Annotated in this window: 21 protein-coding genes; 7 read left to right on the forward strand and 14 right to left on the reverse strand. The window is 65.7% G+C overall.

What is annotated here, in order from left to right:
- Positions 1 to 124: 124 nt before the first annotated feature.
- The 4 genes from era to Q9R30_RS11170 are packed head-to-tail and all read right to left on the reverse strand — an operon-like array spanning position 125 to position 3,954.
- Complete coding sequence (gene era, locus Q9R30_RS11155) at positions 125 to 1,084, reverse strand: GTPase Era (protein ID WP_311217625.1); 960 nt, start codon at positions 1,082 to 1,084, stop codon at positions 125 to 127.
- On the reverse strand, positions 1,068 to 2,399 hold the full coding sequence (locus Q9R30_RS11160; RefSeq protein WP_104998013.1) for a hemolysin family protein: 1,332 nt from the start codon (positions 2,397 to 2,399) through the stop codon (positions 1,068 to 1,070). The genes era and Q9R30_RS11160 overlap by 17 nt, the downstream gene beginning before the upstream one ends.
- Positions 2,396 to 2,869, reverse strand: coding sequence for an rRNA maturation RNase YbeY (gene ybeY, locus Q9R30_RS11165; RefSeq protein ID WP_104998014.1), 474 nt, complete (start codon positions 2,867 to 2,869; stop codon positions 2,396 to 2,398). The genes Q9R30_RS11160 and ybeY overlap by 4 nt, the downstream gene beginning before the upstream one ends.
- A complete protein-coding gene (locus tag Q9R30_RS11170) occupies positions 2,866 to 3,954 on the reverse strand; it encodes a PhoH family protein (RefSeq protein ID WP_104999743.1) in 1,089 nt (362 codons plus the stop codon). Before Q9R30_RS11170 ends, ybeY begins: the two co-directional genes overlap by 4 nt.
- Before the next feature lie 357 nt (positions 3,955 to 4,311).
- Here Q9R30_RS11170 and Q9R30_RS11175 point away from each other — a divergent pair, with 357 nt between their 5' ends.
- Positions 4,312 to 5,259 (forward strand): GerMN domain-containing protein, encoded by a 948-nt coding sequence (locus tag Q9R30_RS11175; RefSeq protein ID WP_104999744.1) that lies wholly within the window; start codon positions 4,312 to 4,314, stop codon positions 5,257 to 5,259.
- Between the two features lie 28 nt (positions 5,260 to 5,287).
- Here the strand turns inward: Q9R30_RS11175 and Q9R30_RS11180 are convergent, their stop codons facing one another.
- From Q9R30_RS11180 to hrcA, 3 genes are all read right to left on the reverse strand, one after another.
- Positions 5,288 to 6,082 carry a 16S rRNA (uracil(1498)-N(3))-methyltransferase gene (locus tag Q9R30_RS11180; protein WP_104998015.1) on the reverse strand — a complete coding sequence of 265 codons (795 nt, stop codon included), beginning with the start codon at positions 6,080 to 6,082 and terminating at the stop codon, positions 5,288 to 5,290.
- Between the two features lie 2 nt (positions 6,083 to 6,084).
- Entirely contained in the window at positions 6,085 to 7,212 is a 1,128-nt protein-coding gene (gene dnaJ, locus Q9R30_RS11185; protein WP_104998016.1) for a molecular chaperone DnaJ, read from the reverse strand.
- Positions 7,213 to 7,290: 78 nt separating this feature from the next.
- Positions 7,291 to 8,304 (reverse strand): heat-inducible transcriptional repressor HrcA, encoded by a 1,014-nt coding sequence (gene hrcA, locus Q9R30_RS11190; RefSeq protein ID WP_311217626.1) that lies wholly within the window; start codon positions 8,302 to 8,304, stop codon positions 7,291 to 7,293.
- Positions 8,305 to 8,480: 176 nt separating this feature from the next.
- Between hrcA and Q9R30_RS11195 the strand changes: the two genes are divergently transcribed.
- Both Q9R30_RS11195 and Q9R30_RS11200 read left to right on the forward strand, forming a co-directional pair.
- The gene (locus tag Q9R30_RS11195) at positions 8,481 to 9,335 is read left to right on the forward strand and encodes a DUF3097 domain-containing protein (protein ID WP_311217627.1); all 855 of its coding nucleotides are present in this window, start codon (positions 8,481 to 8,483) and stop codon (positions 9,333 to 9,335) included.
- Positions 9,336 to 9,484: 149 nt separating this feature from the next.
- Positions 9,485 to 9,907 (forward strand): DUF4870 domain-containing protein, encoded by a 423-nt coding sequence (locus tag Q9R30_RS11200; RefSeq protein WP_104998019.1) that lies wholly within the window; start codon positions 9,485 to 9,487, stop codon positions 9,905 to 9,907.
- 83 nt (positions 9,908 to 9,990) lie between these two features.
- Here the strand turns inward: Q9R30_RS11200 and hemW are convergent, their stop codons facing one another.
- Positions 9,991 to 11,220 carry a radical SAM family heme chaperone HemW gene (gene hemW, locus Q9R30_RS11205; protein ID WP_311217628.1) on the reverse strand — a complete coding sequence of 410 codons (1,230 nt, stop codon included), beginning with the start codon at positions 11,218 to 11,220 and terminating at the stop codon, positions 9,991 to 9,993.
- Between the two features lie 36 nt (positions 11,221 to 11,256).
- On the reverse strand, positions 11,257 to 13,110 hold the full coding sequence (lepA, locus tag Q9R30_RS11210; RefSeq protein WP_311217629.1) for a translation elongation factor 4: 1,854 nt from the start codon (positions 13,108 to 13,110) through the stop codon (positions 11,257 to 11,259).
- 187 nt (positions 13,111 to 13,297) lie between these two features.
- Between lepA and Q9R30_RS11215 the strand changes: the two genes are divergently transcribed.
- Both Q9R30_RS11215 and rpsT read left to right on the forward strand, forming a co-directional pair.
- Positions 13,298 to 13,828, forward strand: a complete 531-nt coding sequence (locus Q9R30_RS11215; RefSeq protein ID WP_311217630.1) for a type II toxin-antitoxin system PemK/MazF family toxin — start codon at positions 13,298 to 13,300, stop codon at positions 13,826 to 13,828.
- A gap of 169 nt (positions 13,829 to 13,997) precedes the next feature.
- Complete coding sequence (gene rpsT, locus Q9R30_RS11220) at positions 13,998 to 14,258, forward strand: 30S ribosomal protein S20 (protein ID WP_056739236.1); 261 nt, start codon at positions 13,998 to 14,000, stop codon at positions 14,256 to 14,258.
- Between the two features lie 124 nt (positions 14,259 to 14,382).
- Here the strand turns inward: rpsT and holA are convergent, their stop codons facing one another.
- From holA to leuS, 5 genes are all read right to left on the reverse strand, one after another.
- Complete coding sequence (holA, locus tag Q9R30_RS11225) at positions 14,383 to 15,399, reverse strand: DNA polymerase III subunit delta (protein ID WP_311217631.1); 1,017 nt, start codon at positions 15,397 to 15,399, stop codon at positions 14,383 to 14,385.
- Entirely contained in the window at positions 15,333 to 17,240 is a 1,908-nt protein-coding gene (locus Q9R30_RS11230) for a ComEC/Rec2 family competence protein (RefSeq protein ID WP_311217632.1), read from the reverse strand. Before Q9R30_RS11230 ends, holA begins: the two co-directional genes overlap by 67 nt.
- Positions 17,241 to 17,458: 218 nt before the next feature.
- Positions 17,459 to 18,358: a helix-hairpin-helix domain-containing protein gene (locus tag Q9R30_RS11235; protein WP_311217633.1), complete on the reverse strand. Its 900-nt coding sequence runs from the start codon at positions 18,356 to 18,358 to the stop codon at positions 17,459 to 17,461.
- Between the two features lie 49 nt (positions 18,359 to 18,407).
- Entirely contained in the window at positions 18,408 to 19,406 is a 999-nt protein-coding gene (locus Q9R30_RS11240) for a DegV family protein (RefSeq protein ID WP_104998026.1), read from the reverse strand.
- Positions 19,407 to 19,463: 57 nt separating this feature from the next.
- Positions 19,464 to 21,998: a leucine--tRNA ligase gene (gene leuS / locus Q9R30_RS11245; RefSeq protein ID WP_311217634.1), complete on the reverse strand. Its 2,535-nt coding sequence runs from the start codon at positions 21,996 to 21,998 to the stop codon at positions 19,464 to 19,466.
- A 567-nt stretch (positions 21,999 to 22,565) separates the two neighbouring features.
- Between leuS and Q9R30_RS11250 the strand changes: the two genes are divergently transcribed.
- Together Q9R30_RS11250 and Q9R30_RS11255 are read left to right on the forward strand one after the other, a co-directional pair.
- Positions 22,566 to 25,709 (forward strand): efflux RND transporter permease subunit, encoded by a 3,144-nt coding sequence (locus Q9R30_RS11250; RefSeq protein ID WP_311217635.1) that lies wholly within the window; start codon positions 22,566 to 22,568, stop codon positions 25,707 to 25,709.
- Positions 25,706 to 26,161 (forward strand): hypothetical protein, encoded by a 456-nt coding sequence (locus tag Q9R30_RS11255; RefSeq protein ID WP_311217636.1) that lies wholly within the window; start codon positions 25,706 to 25,708, stop codon positions 26,159 to 26,161. The genes Q9R30_RS11250 and Q9R30_RS11255 overlap by 4 nt, the downstream gene beginning before the upstream one ends.

Genomic DNA, 26,161 nt, shown 5'->3' on the forward strand with positions numbered 1-26,161 from the left:
TTGTCGCGTCTGTCGCGGCCTAGCCCCACGTGGTGAACCTTCCTCTAAAAACCAAATCCGGTCCATTTTAGTGGCCAAGACTGGGAAAACGCCCGGCGGCCTCCGCCGGCGCAGCTGAAGCGGCTCAGAAGCCCAGCTTCACCAGCTGTTTCGGGTCCCGCTGCCAGTCCTTCGCCACCTTCACGTGAAGGTCGAGATAGACCCGCGTGCCCAGGAGCGCCTCGATGCCCTTGCGGGCATTAGTGCCCACTTCACGCAGCCGGCTGCCGCCCTTGCCGATGATGATCGCCTTCTGCGAGGGACGCTCAACGTACAGATTGACCCGCACGTCCAGCAGCGGGCTGTCTTCGGGCCGGTCTTCGCGGGGCACGATTTCCTCCACCACCACAGCGAGCGAGTGGGGCAGTTCATCACGGACACCTTCCAGCGCCGCCTCCCGGATCAGTTCCGCGACCATGACCGCCTCGGGCTCGTCCGTCAGTTCACCGTCAGGGTAAAGCGGGGGCGATGGCGGCATGTGGCTGATCAGGACGTCAGCCACGGTGCCCACCTGGAAGCCGTCGGTGGCAGATACGGGAACGATGTCCTTCCAGCCATCCTCCCCCATCACTTCCCTGCCAAGGGCTGCGACAGCCAGGAGCTGTTCCGTCAGGGCCTGGCGGTCCACGAGGTCGGCTTTGGTAACGATGGCGATCACGGGCTTGCGGCCAACCGCGGCGAGCTGGGCGGCAATGAACTTGTCCCCGGGACCGATCTTTTCGTTGGCGGGCAGGCAGAACCCAATCGCATCAACTTCGGCGAGGGTGTCCGCCACGAGATCGTTGAGGCGCTTGCCAAGGAGCGTGCGGGGTCGGTGGAGTCCTGGCGTATCCACGAGGATGAGTTGGGCATCCTCGCGGTGAACGATGCCGCGGATGGTGTGGCGGGTAGTCTGCGGTTTGGCGGACGTAATGGCCACTTTCTTGCCCACCAGCGCGTTCGTCAACGTGGACTTGCCTGCGTTGGGCCGCCCCACCAGGATCGAAAATCCTGCGCGGAAACCGCCGAAATCGTCCTGGCCTTCGGCCTTATTTTTCTTGCTCACGTGAAACTCCCTGCTGGGTTGCTTCCGCCTCGTCGAAGAGATCTTCAAGGTCAGTGTCTTCTTTTGCCAACGGTGCCGCAATAATGTGGCTGACGCGGTTTCGGCGGCCTTCAAGCCGGTCGGCCCGCAGGGACACCCCGTGTACTTTCACGGAGCTCCCCACAATGGGAACGCGGCCCAGGGCCTTGGCGAGCAGGCCGCCGACGGTGTCCACTTCGTCATCGTCAAGCTCAATGCCGAAGAGCTCGCCAAGGTCGTCGATGCCCATGCGCGCGCTGACCCGGTATGAACCGTCACCCAGCTCCACGGCCTCCGCGCTTTCGGTGTCGTACTCGTCCACGATTTCGCCCACGATTTCCTCGATAAGGTCCTCGAGGGTGACCAGGCCTGCCGTTCCGCCGTATTCGTCGATCACGATGGCCACGTGCGTGGACTCTTTCTGCAGCTCACGGAGCAGGTCGCTGACGGGTTTCGACTCCGGTACGTACCGAACGTCGCGGGCGAGCGACTCCACCAGCGGCGGTTCCTCATTGGGCGCCAGCTCATGGATGACGGCGGCGACATCCTTTAGGTAGATGATGCCCAGGATTTGGTCGGTACTGTCGCCGATGACCGGAATCCTGGAATAGCCGGAGCGAAGGAAAAGGGACATGGCCTGGCGCAGGCTCGACCCCGCCTCGATGGTGAGGATGTCGGTCCGGGGCACCATGACGGCGCGGACAAGGGTGTCACCGAAGTCGAAGACGGACTGGATCATCTCAGCCTCCGTGTCCTCGATCATGTCCGATTCGCTGGCGCGCTCCACGAGCTCACGGAATTCCTGCTCGCTGAAGAACGCCTCGTCACCACCTGGGGCTCCGGGCGCCGCCGTGCTTCCAAGCCTCACCAGCCAGCCAGGGATGGGCCCCAGCACCCAGGTGAGGAAACGGATCATTGGCGCGGTGAAGCGGACAACAGCGGCTGCGTGGAGCCGGCCGAGCTGCCGCGGGGAGACACCAACAATGACGAAGCCCAGCAGCGCCATAATCCCGGTGGCCGCGACGCCCGCAAGCCAAACGTTGCTGAGCAGGCTGTAGAGCAGGACGGACACGGCGACGGCGGATGCCATTTCGAACCAGATGCGCCAGAACCGCAGGGCGCGGATGTGCGCCACCGGCTGGCCGAGGATGCGCCGCAGGGCGGTGCCGCGGCTCTTGACCAGGGCTTCTTCGGCGTCATGGCGCGGGATGAAGTTGAACGCGGCCTCCGCCGCGGTCAGCACCGCCGCAACAGCCAGGAAAACCAGGGCCATTGCCGCGAGGAGCAGGGGCGTCACTGGGTGGTCTCGGCAGGCGCTTCTTTGCCCGTGAAGCCGGACAGCAGCTCACGCTGGAGCCCGAACATCTCGGCTTTTTCCTCGGGTTCGGCGTGGTCGTATCCCAGCAGATGCAGGATGCCGTGGGTGGTCAGCAGCAACATCTCGTCCTGGAGGGGGTGGCCGGCGTTTTTGGCCTGCACCCGGGCCACCTGCGGGCAGATGGCAATGTCGCCCAGCATTCCCTGGGGCGTGGGCCGGCCGGGCGTACCCGGGGTCAGCTCGTCCATGGGCACGGACAAAACATCCGTGGAACCTGGCTCGTCCATCAGCTCAATGTGAAGCTTCTCCATAGCCGGCTCGTCCACCAGGAGGATGGACAGTTCAGCCTGCGGATGGATGTAGAGCTGTTCGAAGATATATCGGGACAACGCCACGAGTTCAGCTTCGTCCACCTGGACACCGGACTCGTTGTTGACCTCGATGCTCATGAGCGTTCCCCCCGCTTGCCGGCGCCGGCCGAATGCTTCACCCGGCTGCGCTGCGCCTCATCCCAGATGCTGTAGGCATTGACAATATCCCCCACCAGGCGGTGCCGCACGACGTCCGCGGCGTCCAGCACCGAGAAGCTGACGCCTTCGATGCCTTGCAGGATCTCCTCGACGATGCGGAGCCCGGAGCGGGTGCCGAAGGGCAGGTCAACCTGGGTGACGTCGCCGGTGACAACCATCTTGGAGCCGAAGCCCAGCCGGGTCAGGAACATCTTCATCTGCTCGGGCGTGGTGTTCTGCGCCTCGTCAAGGATGATGAAGGCGTCATTGAGCGTGCGTCCGCGCATGTAGGCCAGCGGAGCCACTTCGATGGTGCCCGCTGCCATCAGCCGGGGGATGGACTCCGGGTCCATCATGTCGTGCAGGGCGTCGTAGAGCGGGCGCAGGTAGGGATCGATCTTGTCGCTCAGGGTTCCAGGCAGGAATCCCAGCCGCTCCCCTGCTTCAACTGCAGGGCGCGTCAGGATGATCCGGCTGACCTCTTTCTGCTGAAGCGCCTGCACTGCCTTTGCCATGGCCAGGTAAGTTTTCCCTGTTCCGGCCGGACCGATGCCGAAGATCACGGTGTTGTCGTCAATGGCGTCGACGTAGGTCTTCTGGTTCAGCGTCTTGGGGCGGATTGTCCTCCCCCGGCTGGAAAGGATGTCGTGGGTCAGAACATCCACGGGGTTCTGCAGTGACTGGGTCCGCAGGAGCGCCACGAGCTGCTGAAGGACAGCCGGACTGATGACCGTGCCGCGGGCCACCAGGCCGCGGACCTCGTCGAGGAGCCGCATGATGCGGGGCACGTCGCTGGCAGGACCAGTGATGGAGAGTTCATTTCCGCGGACATGGAAATTGACGTGCGGGAACTGTTCCTCGATGAAGCGCAGCGCCTCATCGTGGCTGCCCAGGGACTGGACCATTTGGTCGGAGTTGTCGAAAAGGACAACCTCGGTACGGCTGCCGGGCAGGGAATGGGGAAATTCCCCCGCAGCGCCTTCGCCTGTGTTGAGCCGGCGCTTTCCATTCGCTGATTCAGTCATGGTGACGGCCCGCAGGCCCGTGTTCCCCTCAAAGTCCGAAATAATGTCCACCGCAGGGCCGGCCACCGCATCCGGCGCGCCTTGCCCAAGCGGTCCCTCCATCTTACGCCAGTACGGCGGCAACACCGGATGGGGCAAGCAGCCACGGACCGGCCCAAGGTGATCCTTTGGCGCGGGAGGGTGCGTCATTAGGTATCAACTTCATATCGGCCTCATATCGTTCCCGTTGCAGTTGGCCCCGGGGACCACGGCAGGGCCGTTCTGCCCCGCGCCCTGTGCCATGCTGGAAATCAAGCTTCATTGCTGGAATACCGCCGCCCGGAAGCGGCCCATTCGCGAAAGGACAGGCAACCGAACGTGCCGGAATCTGCTGCGCCCCTGAGGGCAGGACGACGCCGGGGCCGTGCGCGCCCTGCGGTCCTCGCGGTGGTCCTGGCAGTGGGCCCGCTCCTGGCTGGGTGCCTGGCCGAGCCGAATCCTGCACCCACCGGCCTCCTGAACTCCGGACCTGCCGCCACCGGCACCGCGCCATCCACCAGCGCCCCGCTTGAAACCACGCAGTCCTCCAACAAGGCGCCGGTGTACTGGATTGGCCGCACCGGCAGCAACGTATTCCTCTACCGGGAGTTCCGGGACGTGCCGGAGCAGGAAAACCCCGTGACGCGTGCCCTCCGGGCGATGATGAAGGATAAGCCGCTTGACCCGGACTTCTTCACCCCCTGGCAGAATCCCAGCAAGCTGGCCACCTCGATTTCCGGCAAAGACGTTATTACGGTGGACGTGTCCGAGGACGCGTTCAACAGCAACCTCGACGCCGACATGGCGGCCCGTGCCGTCCAGCAGCTTGTCTATACGGCCACGGCCGCTGCGGCCAGCTCCGGACTCATCGATTCCGGGCAGCAGATCCGGGTGCGGATCCTGGTGGATGGGCACACGGACTACGTTGCTTTCGACCACGTCCAGCTGGGTGACCTTATGACGAGGGGCGCGGGCATGGTGGCGCCCGTCTGGATCATCGATCCGCAGGAAAATGTGGAAATTGCCGACGGAAGCGTGAAGATCACTGGCCGCAGCACCCTGGCCGGCAGCAAGCTGCGCTGGCAGATCCAGCGGGCGGAGCAGGATGGCAGCAAGGCACCGTTCCTCACCGGTGAAACAACAGCGTCCGCCCAGCCCGGTCAGGGAGGGGTCTTTACGCTGGCCCTCACGCTGCCTGCCGGCGACTACGAGTTGCGCGTGGCCCAGGCCGGCGCGGACGGGCAGCCGGACCAGAACGAGGACTCGCGGGCTTTCAAAGTCCGCTAGCCTGCACCCTGCAGCGTTAGCGCCCTGCTCAACCCGCAGGTTCGGCACTATGCGCCGCCCAGCGGCCCAGGACGTCGCTGGCAAGCACGACGGCGGCGGGGCCGGCGGTGGATGAGCGCAGCACATGGTGCCCCAGCAGGGCCGTGACGGCACCTTTGCCGCACAGCCGGGTTACTTCCCGAGGACTGATTCCGCCTTCCGGCCCAACGATCAGGAGGACTTCGCGGGGCTCCGTTGAGGTTCCGCCGCGCTGCCATGCTTCCAGCACGGTCCGCAAGGGGCGAACCGCGTCTTCATGCAGGATCACGGCAAGCCCTGCAGCCTCCACGAGGGCGGCCAGCGCGGCGGTGTCGACGGCGGGCCGCACCTCGGGAACCCACGCGCGGCGCGCCTGCTTCGCTGCTGCCGTGACCACGGACTGCCATTTGGCGTGGGCTTTCGCGGCCCGGTCGCCTTTCCACCGGACGATGGACCGTTCGGACTGCCAGGGTATGACGGCGTCGATCCCGAGTTCAGTTGCCGTCTCGATGGCAAGTTCGTCGCGGTCGCCCTTCGCCAGTGCCTGTACCAGCACCAGCCTGGTCCCCGGTTGCGGCTCAACAGCAAGGGAAGCACACTCAACACCCAGCCCGGAGGAGGAGGCCGCAACCACCTTTCCGCTCATACGGGTCCCGGCGCCGTCCACGATGTCAACGGACTCGCCGGGGGCAAGCCGCTTCACTGTGACGGCGTGCCGCGCCTCCGGCCCATCCAGGACAAAGACGTCTCCCGCCACCAGTTGGTCAAGGGAACCGGGAGGGGTGAAAAAGACCGGATTGCTCACCGCTACAGGTTACCGAGCCGGTCCCGGAGCTTGGCGAACATGCCCCCGCTGGCTGCAAGCTTGCCCTCGGTGATCTGCTCGCCGCGCATCTTGGCAAGCTGACGCAGGAGGTCCTCCTGCGCGGCGTCGAGTTTGGCTGGAGTCTCGACTTGGAGGTGCACTTTCAGGTCGCCGCGCCCGTACCCGCGAAGGTGGGTCACGCCAAGTCCGCGAAGTGTGATGATCTCGCCGGACTGGGTGCCGGGCTTGACGTCGATTTCCTGCGGTCCGTCGAACGTTTCCAGGCTCACCTCGGTGCCCAGTGCGGCAGCGGTCATGGGAATGTGCAGGGTTGCGTGGAGGTCGTCGTTATCACGGACATAGGTGGCGTCGTTGTTCACGCGGATCTCGACGTAGAGGTCGCCGGCGGGGCCGCCGGCCGGACCTGCTTCGCCCTGGCCGGAGAGCTGGATGCGGGTTCCGGTGGCTACGCCGGCCGGAACCTTGATGGTCAGCGAACGGCGGCTGCGGACGCGTCCCTGGCCGCTGCATTCATTGCAGGGGTCCTTGATGACGGTGCCGAAGCCCTCGCAGGTACCGCACGGGGCGGCGGTCATGACCTGTCCCAGGATGGAGCGCACGGCCCGCTGGACCTGGCCGCTGCCGCCGCAGATGTCGCAGCGTTCCGGATGGGTTCCCGGCCGGCAGCAGGAACCTTCGCAGGTGGGGCACGTGACGGCCGTGTCCACTTCGAGTTTCTTGTTGACGCCGAAGACAGCGTCGCGGAGTTCGATGCGGACACTGATGAGCGCGTCCTGGCCGCGCCTGACGCGGGAAGCCGGGCCGGTTGTTCCGCCGGCGCCGAAGAACGTGTCGAAAATGTCCTGGAACGCGAATCCCTGGCCGGCGTAGCCGCCTCCGCCGAAGCCGTTGTCCGTGCCGTTCTCGTTGCCGGTGGTGTCGTAGACACGGCGCTTCTGCGGGTCCGACAGAACCTCGTAGGCGTGGGTCACGGCCTTGAAGCGGTCCGACGCGTCTTCACCGGGGTTGACGTCCGGGTGAAGGGTGCGCGCCAGTTTGCGGTAGGCCTTCTTGATCTCTTCTCCCGTGGCCTCCGGTGAGACTCCAAGGACGTCGTAGTGGCTGCTCAAAGTTTGTATCTCTTCCTTGTTGTACTGCCTGCAGTTGGACTGCGGAAAATGCTCTGCATGCCCGGGGACGGGAAAACGTCAGGGTCCCAGGATCCGCGAAAGGTAGCGGGCAACGGCCCTGACTGCGGCCATGGTGGTGGGATAATCCATCCTGGTTGGTCCCAGGACACCAATTTTCGCAACGTGGTCCGGTCCGTACCCTGTGGCAACGACGGAGGCCTCGGCCAGGCCGTCGTAGGGATTCTCGCGGCCGATGCTGACGGCCACCCCGCGATGGTCCTGCGCCATTTCGCTTAGCAGGCGCAGCATGACCACCTGTTCCTCAAGCGCTTCCAGGACCGGTCCGATGCTGAGCGGAAAGTCCACGTTGGACCGCGCAAGGTTGGCGGTGCCCGCCATGACCATGCGGTCCTCCCGGCTGCTCTGGGCCAGGCCCTCGAGGCCGACGGCGAGGGCCTGGGCCGCCTGCCTTTGCCCCGGGCCGGCGGTGGCCACCACTGCCGGCAGGGACTGCGCGAGCTGGCTCAGCGGAGTGCCGGCAAGGGAGCCAAGGAACCGTGCCCTCAGGGTGGCGAGGGCGTCGTCCCCCAGGTCCTGGCCGACGTCGATAACGCGCTGTTCCACTTTGCCGCTGTTCGCGATCAGCACCACCAGCACCTTACGCGGTGCGAGGAGGACGAACTCGATATGGCGGACCAGTGCCCGGCTGAGGTGCGGATACTGGACCACGGCAACCTGGTTGGTCAGCTGCGACAACAGGCGGACCGTGCGGTCAAGAACGTCGTCCAGGTCGTCAGACCCTTCCAGCAGCGACTGGATGGCCCTGCGCTCAGCCTGGGACAGGGGTTTGACGGCCGAGATCTGGTCCACGAAGAGCCGGTAACCCTTGTCAGTGGGGATACGCCCGGCGCTGGTGTGCGGAGCGGTGATCAGGCCCTCTTCCTCCAGGGCGGCCATATCGTTCCTGATCGTTGCGCTGGACACACCGAGATGGTGCCGCTCCACCAGGGCCTTGGAACCCACGGGTTCCCGGGAATGGACGTAGTCCTCCACGATTGCACGCAGCACTTCAAGTTTGCGTGGCTCGCTCATACTCCACCTCCATCCAGGGTTCGGGCGGACGCGCCGCCCGCGCTGTGCCACCTCAAGGGTTAGCACTCGACATGCCTCAGTGCTAACAGTCTATTATGACTCCCGCCGTTGCTAGCATTGGTACCGCTCCGGGCGAAAATCCGGACCTGTGACCGAACGCTAGGCGGAGTGAAACCATGCAGTACCAGAACTGGGGCCCACGCGACTTGTCCGCTCCCGCAAAAACTGAACTGCCCGAGGTTCCCGTTGAACGGGGAATGGTGCTTGAGGATGTCCAGTCCGGCTGGGTGGGCGCCGTGACCCGGGTGGAAAAATCCGGCGGCATGCACGTGGTCGCCCTGGAGGACAGGCGCGGAAAATCCCGGTCCTTCCGGCTTGGTTTCGGGTTCCTCCTCGAAGGCCAGGCCATTAAGCTCCTGCCCCCGGCCCCGCGGCAGGCCGCCGGTGCCGTTGCCGGACCCGGCCGGACCGCCTCCGGGTCCGTCCGGGTGGCCGGCCACCGGGCACAGGTGGCCAAGGCCAGCCGCATCTGGGTGGAAGGAAAGCACGACGCCGAACTGGTGGAAAAGGTCTGGGGAGACGACCTGCGCGTGGAAGGCATCGTCGTCGAACCCCTGCACGGCATTGATGACCTGGCGGCGGCAGTTGCAGAGTTCAGGCCGGGACCGGGCAGGCGCCTGGGCGTCCTGGTGGACCACCTGGTGCCGGATTCCAAGGAATCCCGCGTTGCGGACGCCGTCATGGCCTCGCCGGGTGCTGCGGGGAACGTCCTGATTGTGGGCCACCCTTACGTGGACGTGTGGCAGGCCATCCGGCCCGCCGTCCTGGGCATTGAGCAGTGGCCGGTAGTGCCCCGCGGGCAGGACTGGAAGACCGGGATCCTCGCAGCGTTCGGCTGGCCCCATGCCACAAAGGAAGACATCGGGCTTGGCTGGCAGAAACTGCTCGGCGCCGTCCGCTCGTACGCGGACCTGGAAGCTTCCCTGCTGGGCAGGGTCGAGGAAGTCATCGACTTCCTCACCGTGCCCTGAAGGACGGCTCTGCCCGGCGTAAGCATTCCGGGCCGGATATGGGGCCGGTACCAAGTATTCTTGGTATTGCGGATCCTGCAACATTGCAGGCCCGGCACACCCAATAAGCTTTCTTAGCCGGCACCATTGCACTTCAGAAGGAACAGACTGTGGCAGAAAACGCACGCGATCACAGGGACAGCCCGGGCGGCCAGGGCCGTTCGGAGTACCACGGCGTTCCCGCGAATGCGCTGCCCCTGACGGCCAGCGAAGACCGGCAATGGGCCACCATGGCGCACTTCGGGGGCATCCTGGGCTGCGTTCCGTCGCTGCTGATCTACCTGATCTTCCGGGACCGCGGCCCCTTCACGGCGCAGGAATCCAAGGAAGCCCTGAACTTCAGCCTCCCGCCCACCATTGCTGCCCTGGTGGCGAACATCCTGGTGGTCTTCGTCCCCGTGATCGGCAACGTCTTCGCCGTTATTGCCACCCTCATCTGGATTGCGCTCACCTGCTTTTCGGTGGCGGCCGGCATCCATGTCAACCGTGGCCAGCCGCACCGCTATCAGTACAACCTGCGCTGGATCAAGTAACCGTCACGAACAACACGGGGTCACTTCCGTCCCAATCCGGCAAGGATATCGGGCGGGAAGTGGCCCCGCGTTGCTTGGTGCGGTCAGGCCGGCAGGACCCGGCGGACCACCGCGTCTGCCAGCAGCCTGCCTTTGAGGGTGAGGACCAGCCTGCCCCTGAAAGCGGCAGCAGGATCCACCAGGCCGTCCGCGATCAGCCCGGCAACCTCATGCCGTCCTTCCGGGCCCAGCGACGACACTTCGAGGCCGGACTGGAGGCGGGCCTCGAGCATCACACGCTCGACGCCCCGGGTCTCCTGGTCCAGGGTTTCCCTGCCGGCCGCCGGTGACACACCCTGCGCGAGGCGTCCGGCGTAGGCCGTGGGGTGTTTGACGTTCCACCACCGCACGCCGCCCACATGCGAGTGGGCGCCGGGCCCGATCCCCCACCAGTCGTCACCGCGCCAGTAAGCGAGGTTGTGGCGGCACGCCTGCTCCGGCGTGCGGGCCCAGTTGCTGACCTCGTACCAGCCCAGGCCTGCTTTGGTGATGAGGTCGTCGGCGAGCTCGTACTTGTCGGCGTGGTCGTCGTCGTCGATCCCTGGAACTTCGCCACGGCGGATCTGGGCGGCGAGCTTGGTGCCCTCCTCGATGATCAGCGCGTAGGCGCTGATGTGGTCCGGCTGATACGACAGCGCCGTCTCCAGGGAGTACCGCCAGTCGTCCAGGGACTCCCCCGGCGTGCCGTAGATGAGGTCCAGGCTCACAGCCAGTCCGGCGTCCCGGGCCCACTGCACAACCTGCGGGACACGGCTGGGGGTGTGGGTCCGGTCAAGCACTTTGAGGACGTGCGGCACTGCAGACTGCATGCCGAAGGAGACTCGGGTGAAGCCGGCTTCCTTCAGGATGGCAAGTGATTCAGGGGTGACGGAGTCCGGGTTCGCCTCCGTGGTGACCTCGGCGCCGTCCTCGATTCCCCACTCTCCTATGGCGCGCCGCAGGATCAGGGCGAGGTCCCCGGCGGGAAGCAGGGTTGGTGTGCCGCCGCCAAAAAACACCGTGCTGAGCGGGCGCGCAGGAAGCCCTGATTCCGCCAGAACCTTGGCTGCCAGGGACACTTCGGAGGCGGCGGTTGCGGCATAGGCGTCCTGCGAGGCGCCGCCGCCGAGCTCCGTGGCGGTATAGGTGTTGAAGTCGCAGTAGCCGCAGCGGACGGCGCAGAACGGAATGTGGACGTAAAGTCCGAACGCCCGGCCCGCAGCACCGTCGGCTGCCTGCGAAGGCAGGAGACCGTCCGACGGCACCGGGTCGCCGAGGGGAAGAGTGCTAGGCATTGCAGGGGCCTCCGGTGGCGCCGGCCGCTGTGACCACTACTTCTTGGCCTTGTCCTTGGACTCATCCGTGGTGAGCGCGGCGATAAAGGCTTCCTGGGGGACCTCAACGCGTCCCACCATCTTCATGCGCTTCTTGCCTTCCTTCTGCTTCTCGAGCAGTTTGCGCTTACGGGAGATGTCACCGCCGTAGCACTTGGCCAGGACGTCCTTGCGGATGGCGCGGATGCTTTCCCGGGCGATGATCCTGGAGCCGATGGCCGCCTGGATGGGCACCTCGAACTGCTGGCGCGGAATGAGTTCGCGCAGCTTGGTGGTCATCATCACGCCGTAGGCGTAGGCCTTGTCGCGGTGCGTGATGGCGGAGAAGGCATCCACCTGTTCGCCCTGGAGCATGATGTCCACCTTGACGAGGTCCGCCACCTGGTCGCCGTCTGCCTTCCAGTCGAGCGAGCCGTAGCCGCGGGTCTTGGACTTGAGGATGTCGAAGAAGTCGAACACAATCTCGGCGAGCGGCAGGCGGTACCGGATTTCCACCCTGTCCTCGGACAGGTAATCCATTCCTCCCATGACGCCGCGGCGGCTCTGGCACAGCTCCATGATGGCACCGACGAATTCGTTCGGCGCCAGGATGGTGGCCGCCACCATCGGCTCGCGGACCTCGGAGATCTTGCCGGACGGGTATTCGCTGGGGTTGGTCACGTGGACCACCTTCTTGTCCTCCAGCGTCACCTCGTATTCCACATTGGGGGCCGTGGAAATCAGGTCCAGGTTGTATTCGCGTTCGAGCCGCTCGCGGGTGATTTCCAGGTGGAGCAGGCCCAGGAAGCCCACCCGGAACCCGAAACCCAGCGCAGCGGAGGTCTCCGGCTCGTAAACCAGGGCGGCATCGTTGAGCATCAGCTTTTCCAGTGCATCGCGCAGCACCGGGTAGTCCGTCCCGTCCAGCGGGTACAGGCCGGAGAAGACCATCGGCTTGGCATCGGCGTAGCCGGGCAGGGATTCAGCAGCCGGCTTGGCGAGGTTGGTGACGGTATCGCCGACCTTGGACAGCCGGACATCCTTTACCCCGGTGATGAGATATCCCACCTCGCCGACGCCGAGGCCCTCCGAGGGCGTCGGCTCCGGGGAGCTCACGCCAATCTCAAGGAGTTCGTGCGTGGCACGCGTTGACATCATCTGGATGCGTTCGCGGGGGTGCAGCATGCCATCCACCACGCGGACATACGTGACCACGCCGCGGTAGGTGTCGTAGACGGAGTCGAAAATCATTGCGCGGGCCGGGGCATTGGCATCACCTTGGGGAGCCGGCAGGTCGCGGACGATTTTGTCCAGCAGCGCTTCCACGCCCATGCCGGTTTTTCCCGATACCCGCAGCACGTCCTCCGGTTCGCCGCCGATCAGGCTGGCAAGTTCAGCCGCGTACTTCTCAGGCTGCGCCGCCGGAAGGTCGATCTTGTTCAGGACCGGGATGATGGTCAGGTTGTTTTCCATCGCCAGGTAAAGGTTGGCAAGGGTCTGCGCCTCAATGCCCTGTGCCGCATCCACCAGGAGGATTGCTCCCTCGCAGGCCGCCAGGGAACGGGAGACCTCGTAGGTGAAGTCAACGTGTCCGGGGGTGTCGATCATGTTCAGCGCGTAGCTGACGCCATCCAGCTCCCAGGGCATGCGGACGGCCTGGGACTTGATGGTGATGCCACGCTCGCGTTCGATGTCCATCCGGTCCAGGTACTGGGCCTTCATGTCGCGGGACTGGACCACTCCGGTGAACTGCAGCATCCGGTCGGCCAGGGTGGATTTACCGTGGTCAATGTGCGCGATGATGCAGAAATTCCGAATAATGGCCGGATCTGTCGCGGCGGGCACCGGGGCGGTGCGGGCCATGGGAGACACGCAGGGTCCTTACTGTTGGCATTCACTGACGGCTTTGCGCAACCAGGCAGGGCGCGCCGAGGGCACGCTGCGGCCCGACCGCACATTTTCAACCTCCAGTGTCCCACGTCAGGGACCGCGCCGCCGCATCCTGAGCGGAGCTCCTGCCTTCACCCTCCTGCGCCGGGCGCGGCTATAGGCTTGCTGAATGGTTCTCAATCTCCGCTCACTGCAGGATGCCGTCAGGACAGGCCTCCGGGCACTGCGTGACGCCGCCAGGACTTCCGCTGCGCCTGGCCCCGGCTCCTCCCACGGCCGCGCGGCGCCCGCGGCTGGCGACGTCTATCCAGGGGACTTCCAGGGCCGGTTCAGCGTCCGCTACGCACCGAGGCCCGATGGTGAACCGGATCCGGGTGAGGTGGTATGGGCGTGGGTGCCCTACGAAGAGGACCACAGCCAGGGCAAAGACCGCCCAGTGCTTCTAGTTGGACGCAGCGGCAGCTACCTGCTGGGGGTAATGCTCACCAGCAGGGACCGCGTCCCCGAAGCTGCCACCTCACAGGACTATGTCGACCTGGGCGCCGGCGCCTGGGACCGGCAGGGCAGGGCCAGCGAAGCCCGGCTGGACCGGATCGTGCAGCTTCGGCCGGACGGCATCCGGCGGGAGGGTGCTGTCCTGGACCGTGCGCGCTTCGATACCGTGGCGGCCGGACTGCGCAGGCGACACGGCTGGACGTAAACCCGGAAATGGCCAGCCCTGCCGCTGACCTGCTATTCTTTGTAGCTGTGTGTCCGTGCAGGTCGACGGCCACTGATGGTTGGCCGCCATAGGTATCCCCACGCCGCTCAGTCAATGGCCAATCTGAAAGCCCTCTAGACCATTTCCGCATTAAAAAGAGAGTTCACACGTGGCGAATATCAAGTCCCAGAAGAAGCGCATCCTCACCAACGAGAAGGCACGCCTGCGCAACAACGCAGTCAAGTCGGAGCTGAAGACGGCCATCCGCGCCGTCAACACCGCCGTTGAGTCCACGGACAAGGATGCAGCTGCTGCTGCCCTGGTTACTGCCAGCCGCAAGCTGGACAAGGCTGTCAGCAAGGGTGTTCTGCACAAGAACAACGCAGCGAACCGCAAGTCGGCGATCTCCAAGAAGGTCAACGCACTGTAAGGTTTCCAGTTCAACCGAACTGATGGTTGTGGCCGGTCCCGCTCGGGGACCGGCCACACATCTTTAAGCCGCAGACATACGGCCCCGGGGCCGGTGGATGGACCCCAAGACAAGGCAGGAACAGTCAGCGGCCCTGGACGGACATGGCGATCACCGTGACCGCATGCTCCACTGCATACACGGGATCCCGGGAAAGGCCCTTGACCTGCGCATCCGCCTCGGCCGTGGCCTGGATGGACCGGACCAGACCGTCCGGGGTCCACCGGCGGACGTCGCGCTGCGCCTGCTCCACCAGCCAGGGCTGCATGCCCAGTTCCGCGGCGATCTGGGCAGAGGAACCCGACGCCCCGGCAACGCGCGCCACGGTCCGGAGTTTTGCGGCCAGCGCGGCAACAAGCGGAACGGGGTCCGCTCCGGTGGCGAGGGCATGGCGGAGGGTGGACAGGGCCAAAGGAGCGTTGCCGGCCATTGCCGCGTCCGCCACCTTGAAGGCCGTCGCTTCGATGCGCCCACCGTAGTAGCGGTCCACGATGTCTGACGTCACGGTGGTCCCGGCATCGGCGATCAGCTGGCTGCACGCCGCCGCAAGTTCCGAGAGGTTTGCGCCGACAGCGTTGACCAGGGCCTGCACCGCCTCCTGCTCAATACGGCGGCCGCCGGCCTTGAACTCGGCCGTCACGAAAGCCACTTTGTCTGCGTCCTTCTTGAGGGGCTGGCAGTCAACTACGGGCCAGCCGCCCTTCTTGACGGCGTCCAGGAGTTTCTTCCCCCGGACTCCCCCGCCGTGCCGGAGGACCAGGACAGCGTCGGGTTCCGTGTGTTCTACATACCGAAGCGCGTCAGCAAGGAAGGCGTCATTCATGGCTTCGACGGCTTCGACCTCGATGAGCTTACTTTCACCGAAGAGCGACGGGCTGACCTGCATCAGCAGGGTGCCCGGCTCATAGGCAGCCGCATTGATGCGGCTGACCTCCACGTCCGGAGCCGCCGCCCGGACCTGGGCACGGATGCGGTCCATTGCCCTGATGCCCAGGTACTCCTCCGGGCCGCTGACCAGCACCACGGCAGCGGGCGTCACATCCAGCCAGGCGGCTGCATTCGATGCCGGGGAACGGGTTGCTCGCTTCTGCGCAGCGGCCATCGTGGGTTCCTTCCGGAAAGTCTTGTGGAGTATTCCAGCCTGCCACGTCCGGCCGCCCGGTCCAAGCCGGCTGGCGACAGTGGCACCATGGGCCGGCTGGAACCGGGCACTGACCTGAGGCCAGGGCGCCACACGGCACTGCCTTGTCCCGATTCAAGGGCTTCGATCAGGGCTACAATGCGCCGATGGGACGCCAGGACGCATTCGGCGACCCGGCGGGGACGGGACGCCGCCCACAGCGTTCCAAACGTGACGGCTGACAGGAAGAGCATGGTGAGCAGGCCGGCGACGCCCTCCGGCCAAGGAAGTGATGCACCCGGGAGCTGTGAGGTGAACCTTACCGTAGCTGCAATGCCGGCGCTAAAGGTGCCAGCCACGGCGATCAGGGCTGTGGCGGGCCAGGGCGCCGGAATTACCAGGGGCACGGCTGCCGTCCCCAGAAGTGTCACCGGAGCCACCAGGGGTGAAGCAATGACATTTGCCAGCAGCGAGTACGTTGCGAACTGCGGTTGCAGCAGCACTGTCACTGGCCCGCACATCAATTGCGCCGACAATGGGACTGCGACCCCGGCGGCCGCCCAACGCGGAATGGACACCGGCGTCCAGTCGATGATGCGGCGCCCAAGGATAATGATCCCCAGGGTGGCCAGGACGGACAGCAGGAACCCGAAGCTCGACCCCAGCCCCGGGTCGATCAGCAGCAGCGCGATTACGGCCACGCAGAGGAAGCTCAGCCCGCGGCCGGACCGCCCGCCTGCCAGCGAGATTAGTCCAACAGCCCCCATCAGCGCCGCCCGCAGCACGCTGGCATCGGGGCCCACGAGCACCACGAACAGGCCCAGTCCGGTCCCGGCCAGCACAGCAGCCGGCACGCGTGGCAGGCGGAAGCTCCGGCAGGCCAGCAGCAATGCACCGAGGACGAGGCTGCAGTTGGCCCCGCTGACAGCTGTCAGGTGCGTCATGCCTACTCCTTTCATGGCGCTGTCCAGGCCCTCATCCAGCACGCTCGTGTCTCCCGTGACCATGCCGGGAAGCAGGCCCGCTGGATCGGGGGCGAGGAAAGAGGCTGCGGCAACAAACCGTTCCTGCAGTTCTTTGGCGGATCCCTGCAGTAGCGGCGATTCGGTGGGCCGCCCGGGCGGGGATGAAGCAGTGAGGATGCCTGCTTCCTCCCTGCCCGGGTCAGGAGGGCGAAGCTTTCCCGCGGTGCGGACCAGCTGGCCCGGCACAAGGGTTCCCCAGTCCCGGCCGCCCATAACAATAAGGTGGGCACGCGTCCTGAGAAGGACGCCGCCGGTGCTGATGTCCCGCGTCCAGACGGGCACCGACCAACGCTCGGTCGGTCCGGCCTGGCCGGGTGCCGCCAGTGCGCGCGGGGCGCCTGCCACTTCGACCACGGCTACCACCGATTTTCCGGACGCAACCGCCCCCGCGAGCGGACCTTCAGACCTCTGGCTGGAAGCGACGGCCGAGTGCGCTGCCGCGGCGGCAGCCAGGAAGAGTGCTACCGCGCTGGTGGCCAGGAAGCTGCGCCGAACGGGAGTAGGCGCGACTCCCGGTGCCCGTCGGTCGCAGGGCCGGGCGGCGCGGAACAGCAGGAGCAGCCCCAGGGCCACCGCTCCGCAACACACCACTGCCAGGGCTGCGGGCGCCAGCCACAGCCCAGCGACGGACGCAGCCCACACCGTGGCTGCCGGCAGGGTGAGGCGAACGTCGGTGCGGCGGCGCGGGGCCTCAGCGGGAGTGCGGGGGGTCGTCGCTGCACCGCCCTTCACTGCCCGCTGCCAGGCGCCCTCCAGGATCCGGCTCCAATGATCCAGGACACGGTGCCGGAAGGGCATTGCAGCCCCCGGCGTCGGGGGCCGGCAAGGAGCACCGCCGGAACGGACCGCCGGATTTTCACGGGTCCCGGGAAGGCGGGCGCCTGCGTGACGGACGCCCGCAGGGCCGGGTGAAGTAGACGGGCCTTGCACAGCGGACTCCACGTAACGGCTCCAGGGACTCGTTTGGGAGGTCTTCCTGCCACTACCCATCGGGATCACGGCTCACCCGGGCCTTCTCATACCGTCACCAGCGGCAGCAATGCTTCAAGCATCTTGGGTCCCACGCCGTCCACGGCATCCAACTCCTCGACGCTCTTGAAAGCCCCATGCTCCTTGCGCCAGTCCACGATCCGCCGGGCAAGGACGGGGCCCACTTTCGGCAGGGCATCCAACTCCTCCACCCCCGCCGTGTTGAGGTTGATTTTTCCTTCGGCCGCCGTTGCACTGCTGCCGCCATCCTGGCCTGCGCCATCCCGCCCGGCCGCAGGGACCGCCTCCCCTTCCCGCGGAACATGGATCTTCTGGCCGTCCTCCACGGCGAGGGCAAGGTTAAGGCGGTTCAGGTCAGCGCCCGGCGCCCCACCTCCTGCAGCTGCGACGGCCTCGTGCACCCGGCTTCCGGCAGGCAGTTGAACCACGCCCGGCCTTGCCACCGCCCCGGCTACATGGACCACCACCGATCCGGAGGATTCATCGCCGGTGGCGTCCGTGGCAGCTTCAGGACCGCCTCCGCTCTCCCGGTCCCCTGCAGGGGCGCCTTCCGCCACCGGGCTGCCAGGGCTGATGCCGCTGAGGGGCAGGGTCTCCGGACGGCCTGATCCCGTCTGCCACCAGAACCATGCCCCCGCCGCAACAGAAAGGATGCCCAGCAGCAGAGCGAGGCGCGGCCCCAGCCGCCACCGGAGCGCCGGCCCCACCGCAGTGGTGGCGGCAGGATCCACGTCCTGCCGGGAACCGGCGGGCGGGGAATGCGGGGAGGCGCCCGGCGGGTCCCCGGCCGGTCCCCGGTACTCAAAGGGCTCGGGCCCGTGACCGTTCAGGAGCAGGCCGGCGGGTGGCTGCCCGAGGGCGGCCCGCAGGCGTTTACTGGCATGGCGCGCCGAACCACCTGCTTCTCCAGCGTCCCGGCGTGACATAGCTCCACGCTAGGGAAACGTCCGGGCGCGGCAACAGGTCAGGCATGCGTTATGTGGAAAGGCCTGCCGAACGGCTGTCCGTTTCCGTCCGCGCTTCCCCCACGATCACGGCCAGGACGCCCAGGCCGGCGTGGGCTGCGAGGACAGCGGGAAGCGGGCTGGTCTGGGCCGGCGGGCAGCCCGGCAAGGCCAAGGCCAGGCGCGCGGCCAGGTTTTTCGCTTCGTCGGCGTTCCCAAAGTGGTGAACGGCGAGGCTGACGGCCGAAGCCGGCCGGCCGGAAGCATCGGCAACAACGATCTCCTCGAGCCGCGCAACGGCCCTGGCAGCAGACCGCACCTTCTCAAGCGGCACAATCCTGCCGCCATCAACCGCCAGGATCGGCTTGATGGCCAGCATGGTCCCCAACAGAGAAGCGGCTGCACCAATCCGGCCCCCGCGGCGCAGCTGCTCCAGGCTCGGAACATAGAAGTACACCTTCGTCCGCCCCGCCTGGCCAGTCGCGGCAGCGGCAACGGCCGAAGCGTCACCGCCGTCGGCCGCCGCTGCCACTGCCGCCTGGACGGACATGCCCAGAGCCATGCCGACGGTCCGGGAGTCCACAACCTCCACCGGGATGTCCACCCTGGCCGCAGCCAGCCTGGCCGCATCCGCCGTCCCGGACAGGTCACCGGAGATATGGACAGAGACCACCGCCTCGAAGCCCTTGTGCCGGGCAGCACGGTAGGCCTGCTCGAACTGGCCGGGCGAGGGCCGGGAGGTCTTGACGGAGGTCCCGCTGGCCAACGCCAGGGCAATTTTTTCGGAGATCTCGTCTTCACCCTCGCCATAGATCTCTTCCCCCACCATCACGGGCATGGCAATGACGGTCAGGACTCCAGTGCCTTTGAGCTCCGACACCCACTCCGGCGGCAAGGCAGCGGCGGAATCCGTGACCACGGCAGTACGCACGACGGCGTTAGGCCGGGTTCCAGCACCGTCACGCCTGGCGCGCATTCCCGCCAGGCGTGCGCGGATCCATGGCCAGGCTGCGGCGTCGCGGTCGGGCAAAGGGGGCCTCCTGGGGTCACGGCAGGCCGCCGGGGCTGCTCCGGCGGCCTGGCCCGGCTAGGCCGGGACGATGTTGACCAGTTTAGGTGCGCGGACAATCACAGTACGGATGGCGCGGCCGTCCAATGCCCGCTGGACATTCTCCGACGCAAGCGCCAGTTCGCGCAGCTGGTCCTCGGAGACGTTTGGCGAGACTTCCAGCCTGTCCCGGACCTTGCCCTGGACCTGCACCACCGCCGTGACGGTGTCCTGGACCAGCAGGGATTGGTCATGGGCCGGCCATCCCGCATTCGCGACGGAGGCCGGGTGGCCCAGGACGTTCCACATGTCCTCAGCCGTATACGGCGCGAAAAGGCTCAGGATCACCGCGACGGCCTCAGCGGCCTCGCGCACGGCCGGGTCGGCGCCGCCGGCTCCGGAGGCTGCATCTATGGTCTTGCGGGTGGCGTTGACCAGCTCCATCAATTTGGCCACCACCACGTTGAACTTGTTGGCGTCCAGCAGTGCGGCGGCGTCGGCGATGGTCCGGTGTGTGACGGAGCGCAGTGTGCGGTCGCCGGTGGTGACGTCGACGCCGGGTTCGCTCGCCACATCCTGGGCCAGGCGCCACGCCCGCGCGAGGAACTTGGCGGAACCGGAGGGTGAAACGTCAGCCCAGTCCACGTCGTCCTCGGGCGGGGAGGCGAAGATCATGGTGAGGCGGACGGCGTCCACACCGTATTTGTCCAGCTGCTCGCCGAGGTCAACACCATTGCCAAGGGACTTGCTCATGGCTTTGCCGCCGTTAAGCACCTGGCCCTGGTTGAGCAGGGCGCTGAACGGCTCGTCGGCGTCGATCATGCCGAGGTCGTGGATGACCTTGGTGAAGAACCGGGCGTACAGCAGGTGCAGGATGGCGTGCTCAACGCCGCCGACGTACTGGCCCACCGGCATCCAGTCGTTGATTTTCTCCGGGTCGAAGGGGCCCTCCGTATAGTGCGGGGAGACGAAACGCAGGAAGTACCACGACGAGTCCACGAAGGTGTCCATAGTGTCGGTATCCCGCTTGGCCGGGCCATGGCAGGACGGGCAATCGACGTTGACCCACGCTTCGGCGGCAGCCAGCGGAGAGGTGCCCTTCGGCGACAGGTCCTCGCCGCGCAGGTCGGAGGGCAGCGTGACAGGCAGCTGCTCGTCGGGAACCGGGACCTCGCCGCAGGACGGGCAGTGGATGATCGGGATGGGTGTGCCCCAGAACCGCTGGCGGCTGAGCAGCCAGTCCCGCAGGCGGAAGTTCACGAACTTCTCGCCGGTGCCCTGGCGCTCCAGGATAGTGATCGCGGCGGGGATGGCCTCGGCCTTGGGCAGGCCGTCCAGCTCCCCGGAGTTGATCAGGGTGCCCTCGCCCGCGGTAGCCGTGCCGGAAACGGCAGGGTCTTCCTCGCCCGTGTCCAGGACTGCCCGGACGGGCAGGTTGAAGGTACGGGCGAAGTCAAGGTCGCGCTGGTCGTGGGCCGGCACGGCCATGATCGCGCCGGTGCCGTAGTCGGCCAGGACGTAGTCAGCGGCCCAGACGGGCAGCTTCTCCCCGTTCAGCGGGTTGACGGCGTAGCGGCCGGTGAAGACGCCGGTCTTCTCCCGCTCAGTGGACTGGCGTTCAATCTCGGAGAGGGCCTTGACTTGCTCGCGGTATTCGTCCAAGGCAGCGGCGTGTTCCCCGGTGACGAGTTCGACGGCGAGTGGTGCGTCCGCGGCCACCACAAAGAAGGTTGCCCCGTAAAGGGTGTCGGGGCGGGTGGTGAAGACCGTCACCTCCTTGGCGGGCTTGCCGCCGTCGGCCTCGATCACGAAGGTGACGTGGGCACCCTCGGAGCGCCCGATCCAGTTCTTCTGCATGGCCAGGACGCGCTCGGGCCAGTGGCCGCGGAGCTGCTCCATGTCGTCGAGCAGCCGGTCGGCGTATTCGGTGATCTTGAAGTACCACTGGTTGAGGGACTTTTTGGTGACGGTGGTGCCGCAGCGCTCGCAGGCACCGTTGACGACCTGTTCGTTGGCCAGCACCGTTTGGTCCGTGGGGCACCAGTTGACCGGGGAGTCCTTGCGGTATGCCAGCCCGCGCTCGTAGAAGCGCTTGAACAGCCACTGGGTCCAGCGGTAGTACTCGGGATCCGAGGTATGCAGCCGGCGCGACCAGTCGGCCGAGATGGCGTACCGCTTGAAGGATGCGGCCTGGGTGTCGATATTGGCGTAGGTCCACTCGCTGGGGTGGGCGTTGCGCTTGATTGCAGCGTTTTCCGCAGGCAGGCCGAATGAATCCCAGCCGATCGGGTGCAGGACGTCGTAGCCCTTCTGGCGCAGGTAGCGGGCCACTACGTCACCCATGGCGAACGCTTCCGCATGGCCCATGTGGAGGTCGCCCGAAGGGTACGGGAACATGTCCAGGACGTAGCGCCGCTCCCGCGACCCGTCGTCGACAGGCGTGAAGACCTTAAGGTCTTCCCATACCTGCGGCCACTTGGCCTCCATCGCCGTGAAGCTATAGGTGCCCTCCCCGGGCGCCTCCGCCGACTCTGTTGCTGTTGTTCCGGTCTCTGTCTCCGGCTGAACGCCCACTGCTGCCCTCTTCTGTTCTGTTACGGCATCTGTGCTGCCATAACGGCCTGATCCTGCTGCTGCCACCGGAATGCTCCCGGACACACAAAAGCCCCTCACCATGGAGGGGCTGCCGCACGCTATCCGTTGGTCCGGATACCGGGCGGCTGGCTAAGCAGAAGGATCGCACGCATGAAACCACTTTAGCGCACCCGGGAAGCAACGCTGCCGGGTGCCTGCCGGAAATGACGGCCCCCGCCAGGACCCACAGGGTACGAGTCCCCCTACTGCAACGGCCCGCAGGATTACGTGTCCCCCTACTGCCGCCACCCGCGAAACCACGTGCACTCCCTAACCCCCTACAGGCGCGAACTTGCGTGCCTTTCCCTCTTGCCAACAACGGCAGCGCAGGTGCATTGTAATGACCAAGTCTGTGGGGAAACTGACTGGTCTCCGGCGTAGGAGCCTGAAATGTATTCTTGCCATTTACACCCGCAGCAACGTAGCCGCGGGCTGCACCTTTCGTTTTACCCCAGCCGAGAAACCAACAGGTGACATACCATGTTTGGCTGGGTTACCCGGTTCAGCATGCAGTTTCGGATCCTGGTTCTCGCCATCGCAGCGGGCCTCATTACTTTTGGCGTAGTGAATGTTCCACACATGGCTGTGGACACCATGCCGGAGTTCGCCCCAGCACACGTCGAGATCCAAACCGAAGCCCTTGGGCTTTCCGCCGTTGAGGTCGAACAGCTCATCACCGCACCCATGGAGGCCGACCTCCTCAACGGTGTCGCCTGGCTGGACGAGATCCGTTCGAAATCCGTTGCCGGCCTGTCTTCCATCGAGCTCATCTTCGAGCCCGGAACCGACCTCCTGCGTGCGCGCCAGCTGGTCGCGGAACGCATGACCCAGGCGCACGCGCTGCCCAACGTCTCTTCCCCGCCCCTGATCATGCAGCCTATGTCCTCCACCAGCCGCGTCATGATGGTCAAGATGAACTCCAAGGAGCTCTCGGGCATCGACATGTCTGTCCTGGCCCGGTGGAAGATCAAGCCCCGGCTGATCGGTATCCCCGGCGTCGCGAACGTCTCTATCTGGGGCCAGCGCGAACAGCAGCTGCAGGTCGAAGTCAATCCTGCGCAGCTGCGGGACAAAGGCATCACCCTTGAGCAGCTGGTCAAGACCACGGGTAACGCAGTGTGGGTTTCGCCGCTGAGCTTCCTTGAGGCTTCAACGCCGGGAACCGGCGGCTTCGTGGAATCACCGAACCAGCGACTCGGCATCCAGCACGTCCTCCCCATCCGCACCCCGGCAGACCTGGCCAAGGTCAGCGTGGAGGAAGCGGACCCGCCGTTGCTGCTGGGCGACATCGCCCAGGTGAAGGAAGACCATCAACCACTGATCGGCGATGCCGTTGTGGGAGCTGATGCGGGCCTGATGCTGGTGATCGAAAAGTTCCCCAACACCAGCACCGTAGAGGTCACCCGAAATGTCGAAGCGGCTTTGAAAGACATGGAGCCCGGCCTCACGGGAGTCCAACTTGATACGTCCGTCTTCCGTCCCGCAACCGATGTCCAAGACGCGGTCAACAGTCTAGCTCTCGCGTTGCTGATCAGCCTGCTGGTCGCGGTCGCCCTTTTCTGGCTGTTCTTCCGCTCCTGGCGGGTCGCCGTGATAGCGCTTGTGGCCATCGTAACAACGGTCACAACGGCGGCGGTTGTGCTGATCGCCCGAGACGCCACACTCAACGTTGCCATCCTGGTGGGCGTACTGCTCGGCACGTCCGTCATTGTGGGTGACATCGTAGAAGAGCTCCAGGCCCACCGGCGAACGTCGACGGACCGGGGTGCCCTCGAGGGGCAGCCTGCCAGGTCGCTGGCAAACCGCGTCGTCAGGGGTGTGCGCACCCCGCTGTTCCATGCCTCATTGATCATGGTTGTTGTCCTCGCTCCAACGCTCTTCCTCACCAGCGTGGCCGGCGCGTTCTTCACGCCGCTTTTCTGGTCACTGGCCCTTACCCTTGGGGCCGCACTGCTCGTCGGACTGTCCGTGACACCTGTATTGGCTCATTTCCTGCTTCCGGCGAAGACTGCTCCGGCCAGGGAACTTCCCGCTGTCGGACGCGCGAAGGCATACTACGGCCGCACGCTGGACGGGATCGGTCCTCGGAGAGGCCTAGCCGTCGCGGCGATGGTGGTCGTGGGAATGCTTGGGATCGCAGCCGGTTCCCAGCTGACGCTCAACAGGCAACTCGTTCCCACGCTGCCAGACCGGACCCTCCTGGTCCAGTGGGACAGTGCAGCCGGAACATCGAATGACGAAGTCCGCCGCATCGCGGCCCGGGCTTCCGACGAACTACGGGCCCTCCCGGGAGTTTCCGGGGTTGGCGGGCATGTGGGCAGAGCGATCTCCTCCGATCAGGTGGTGGGCAACAGCTCCGCTGAACTCTGGATCTCCATTGATCGGGAGGCAAACTTCGCCGAGACGGAGCGTGCCGTACGGGACGTGGTCCAGGGCTACCCCGGCATTGCGCATAACGTGATGAACTACTCGCAGCAGTCGATGGGCGATGTGCGAACCAGCATGGAGCCGGGTTTCGCGGTCCGGGTTTATGGAACGGAAATGCCGGTGCTGCGCGAAAAGGCGGAGGAGGTCCGCCAGGCCATTCGGAAGGTTGCCGGCGTGAACAACCCCACCGTTGTCACCGCCGACATGACCCCGATTGTCGAGGTAAAGGTCGATCTTGCGGCTGCGGAAAAGCACGGTGTAAAGCCGGGTGACGCAAGGCGCGCCGCCGCGACGCTTATGCAGGGCATCGTTGTAGGAAACCTCTTCGAACAGCAGAAGGTGTTCGAAGTGGTAGTCCGCGGAGCTGTGGGCGTCCGGGACGACCTGACCAGCATCCGGGAACTGCTCTTGGATACGCCTAGCGGCGGCCACGTCCAACTCGGCCAGATTGCCGATGTGCGCATGGTTCCCAACGAAGTTGTCATCCAACATGATGCCACTTCCAGGCGAATCGACGTGGTGGCCGATGTTAGCGGACGACCGCTTGCAGACATCCAGCGGGATATCGAGGCGGCCATCCAGCAGATTCAGTTCCCTGTCGAGTACCACGCCGAGATCCCCACGAAATATGGTGAGCTCCAGGCCGCGGATACCCTGGTGCACGGGCTCGGAGCTGCTGCGGCCCTGGCTGTGCTGCTCCTGCTCCAGACAGCAGTGAGGAGCTGGAAACTGGCTGTCGCCACATTCCTGGCACTTCCCGCCGCGATGTCCGGAGCGGCGGTGGCGGCCTGGTTCGGATCGGCGTCGCTATCCTGGCTGTCGCTGACAGCGTTTGCAGCTGTCCTGGCCATCGCCGCACGCAATGCGGCAATGCTGTCCGCACGCGTCGACGAGATCTGGCGCGGGACTGCCGGAGCGCAGCGCACGGACGTGGTCCTGCAGGCAGCCCGGGACCGGGTATCGCCGGTCCTGAAGTCGGCGGTCATCACGCTCCTCGTGATGATGCCGCCCGCCATCCTGGGCGGCACAGTTGGCCAGGCCTTGATTGCTCCGATGCTGCTGATTATTGGCGGCGGCCTGGTGACCACAACGCTCGTGGGGCTCTTCATCCTCCCGTCGCTCGCCCTCTGGTTCGGTCCACGCACCGAGCCCGAAGAGTGGTCGGAAGTCTACGAATCAGAACATCCAGTCATGTCGATGCCGGAAAAGGTGAAAGTATCATGACCAGCAAAAGCCTCCTTCGGCGCCTGCCAGTCGCAGCTGCTGTCTGCGCCGCACTGTTGTCCTCACTGCCCGCCTGTGCCCAAACCACAGCGCAGGCGGAGTCTTCATCCGAAGCGCCGGCGAAAGTGGAGAAGAATGCCACCACTGGCATCGCACGGATAACACTCAGCCAGCGGGCCATTGATCGGCTTGAACTGCTCACAGATACAGTCAAGCCTGCCCCGGAGGGGGGAGGCATTGTCCTTCCCTACGCTGCCCTGCTTTACGACGCCCACGGGAAGACGTGGGTTTATGCGAACCCCGAGCCGAGGGTGTTTGAGCGCCAGGCTGTCACCGTGTCCAAAGTGGAGGCCGGTGTGGTCACCGCCAGCACGGGTCCCGCGGTCGGGACTCCGGTGGTGACCGTGGCTGCCGCTGAGTTGTTCGGCGCCGAGTTCAACACAGGCAAATGA

This window comes from Arthrobacter sp. AB6, assembly GCF_031844545.1.
Lineage (GTDB): Bacteria > Actinomycetota > Actinomycetes > Actinomycetales > Micrococcaceae > Arthrobacter.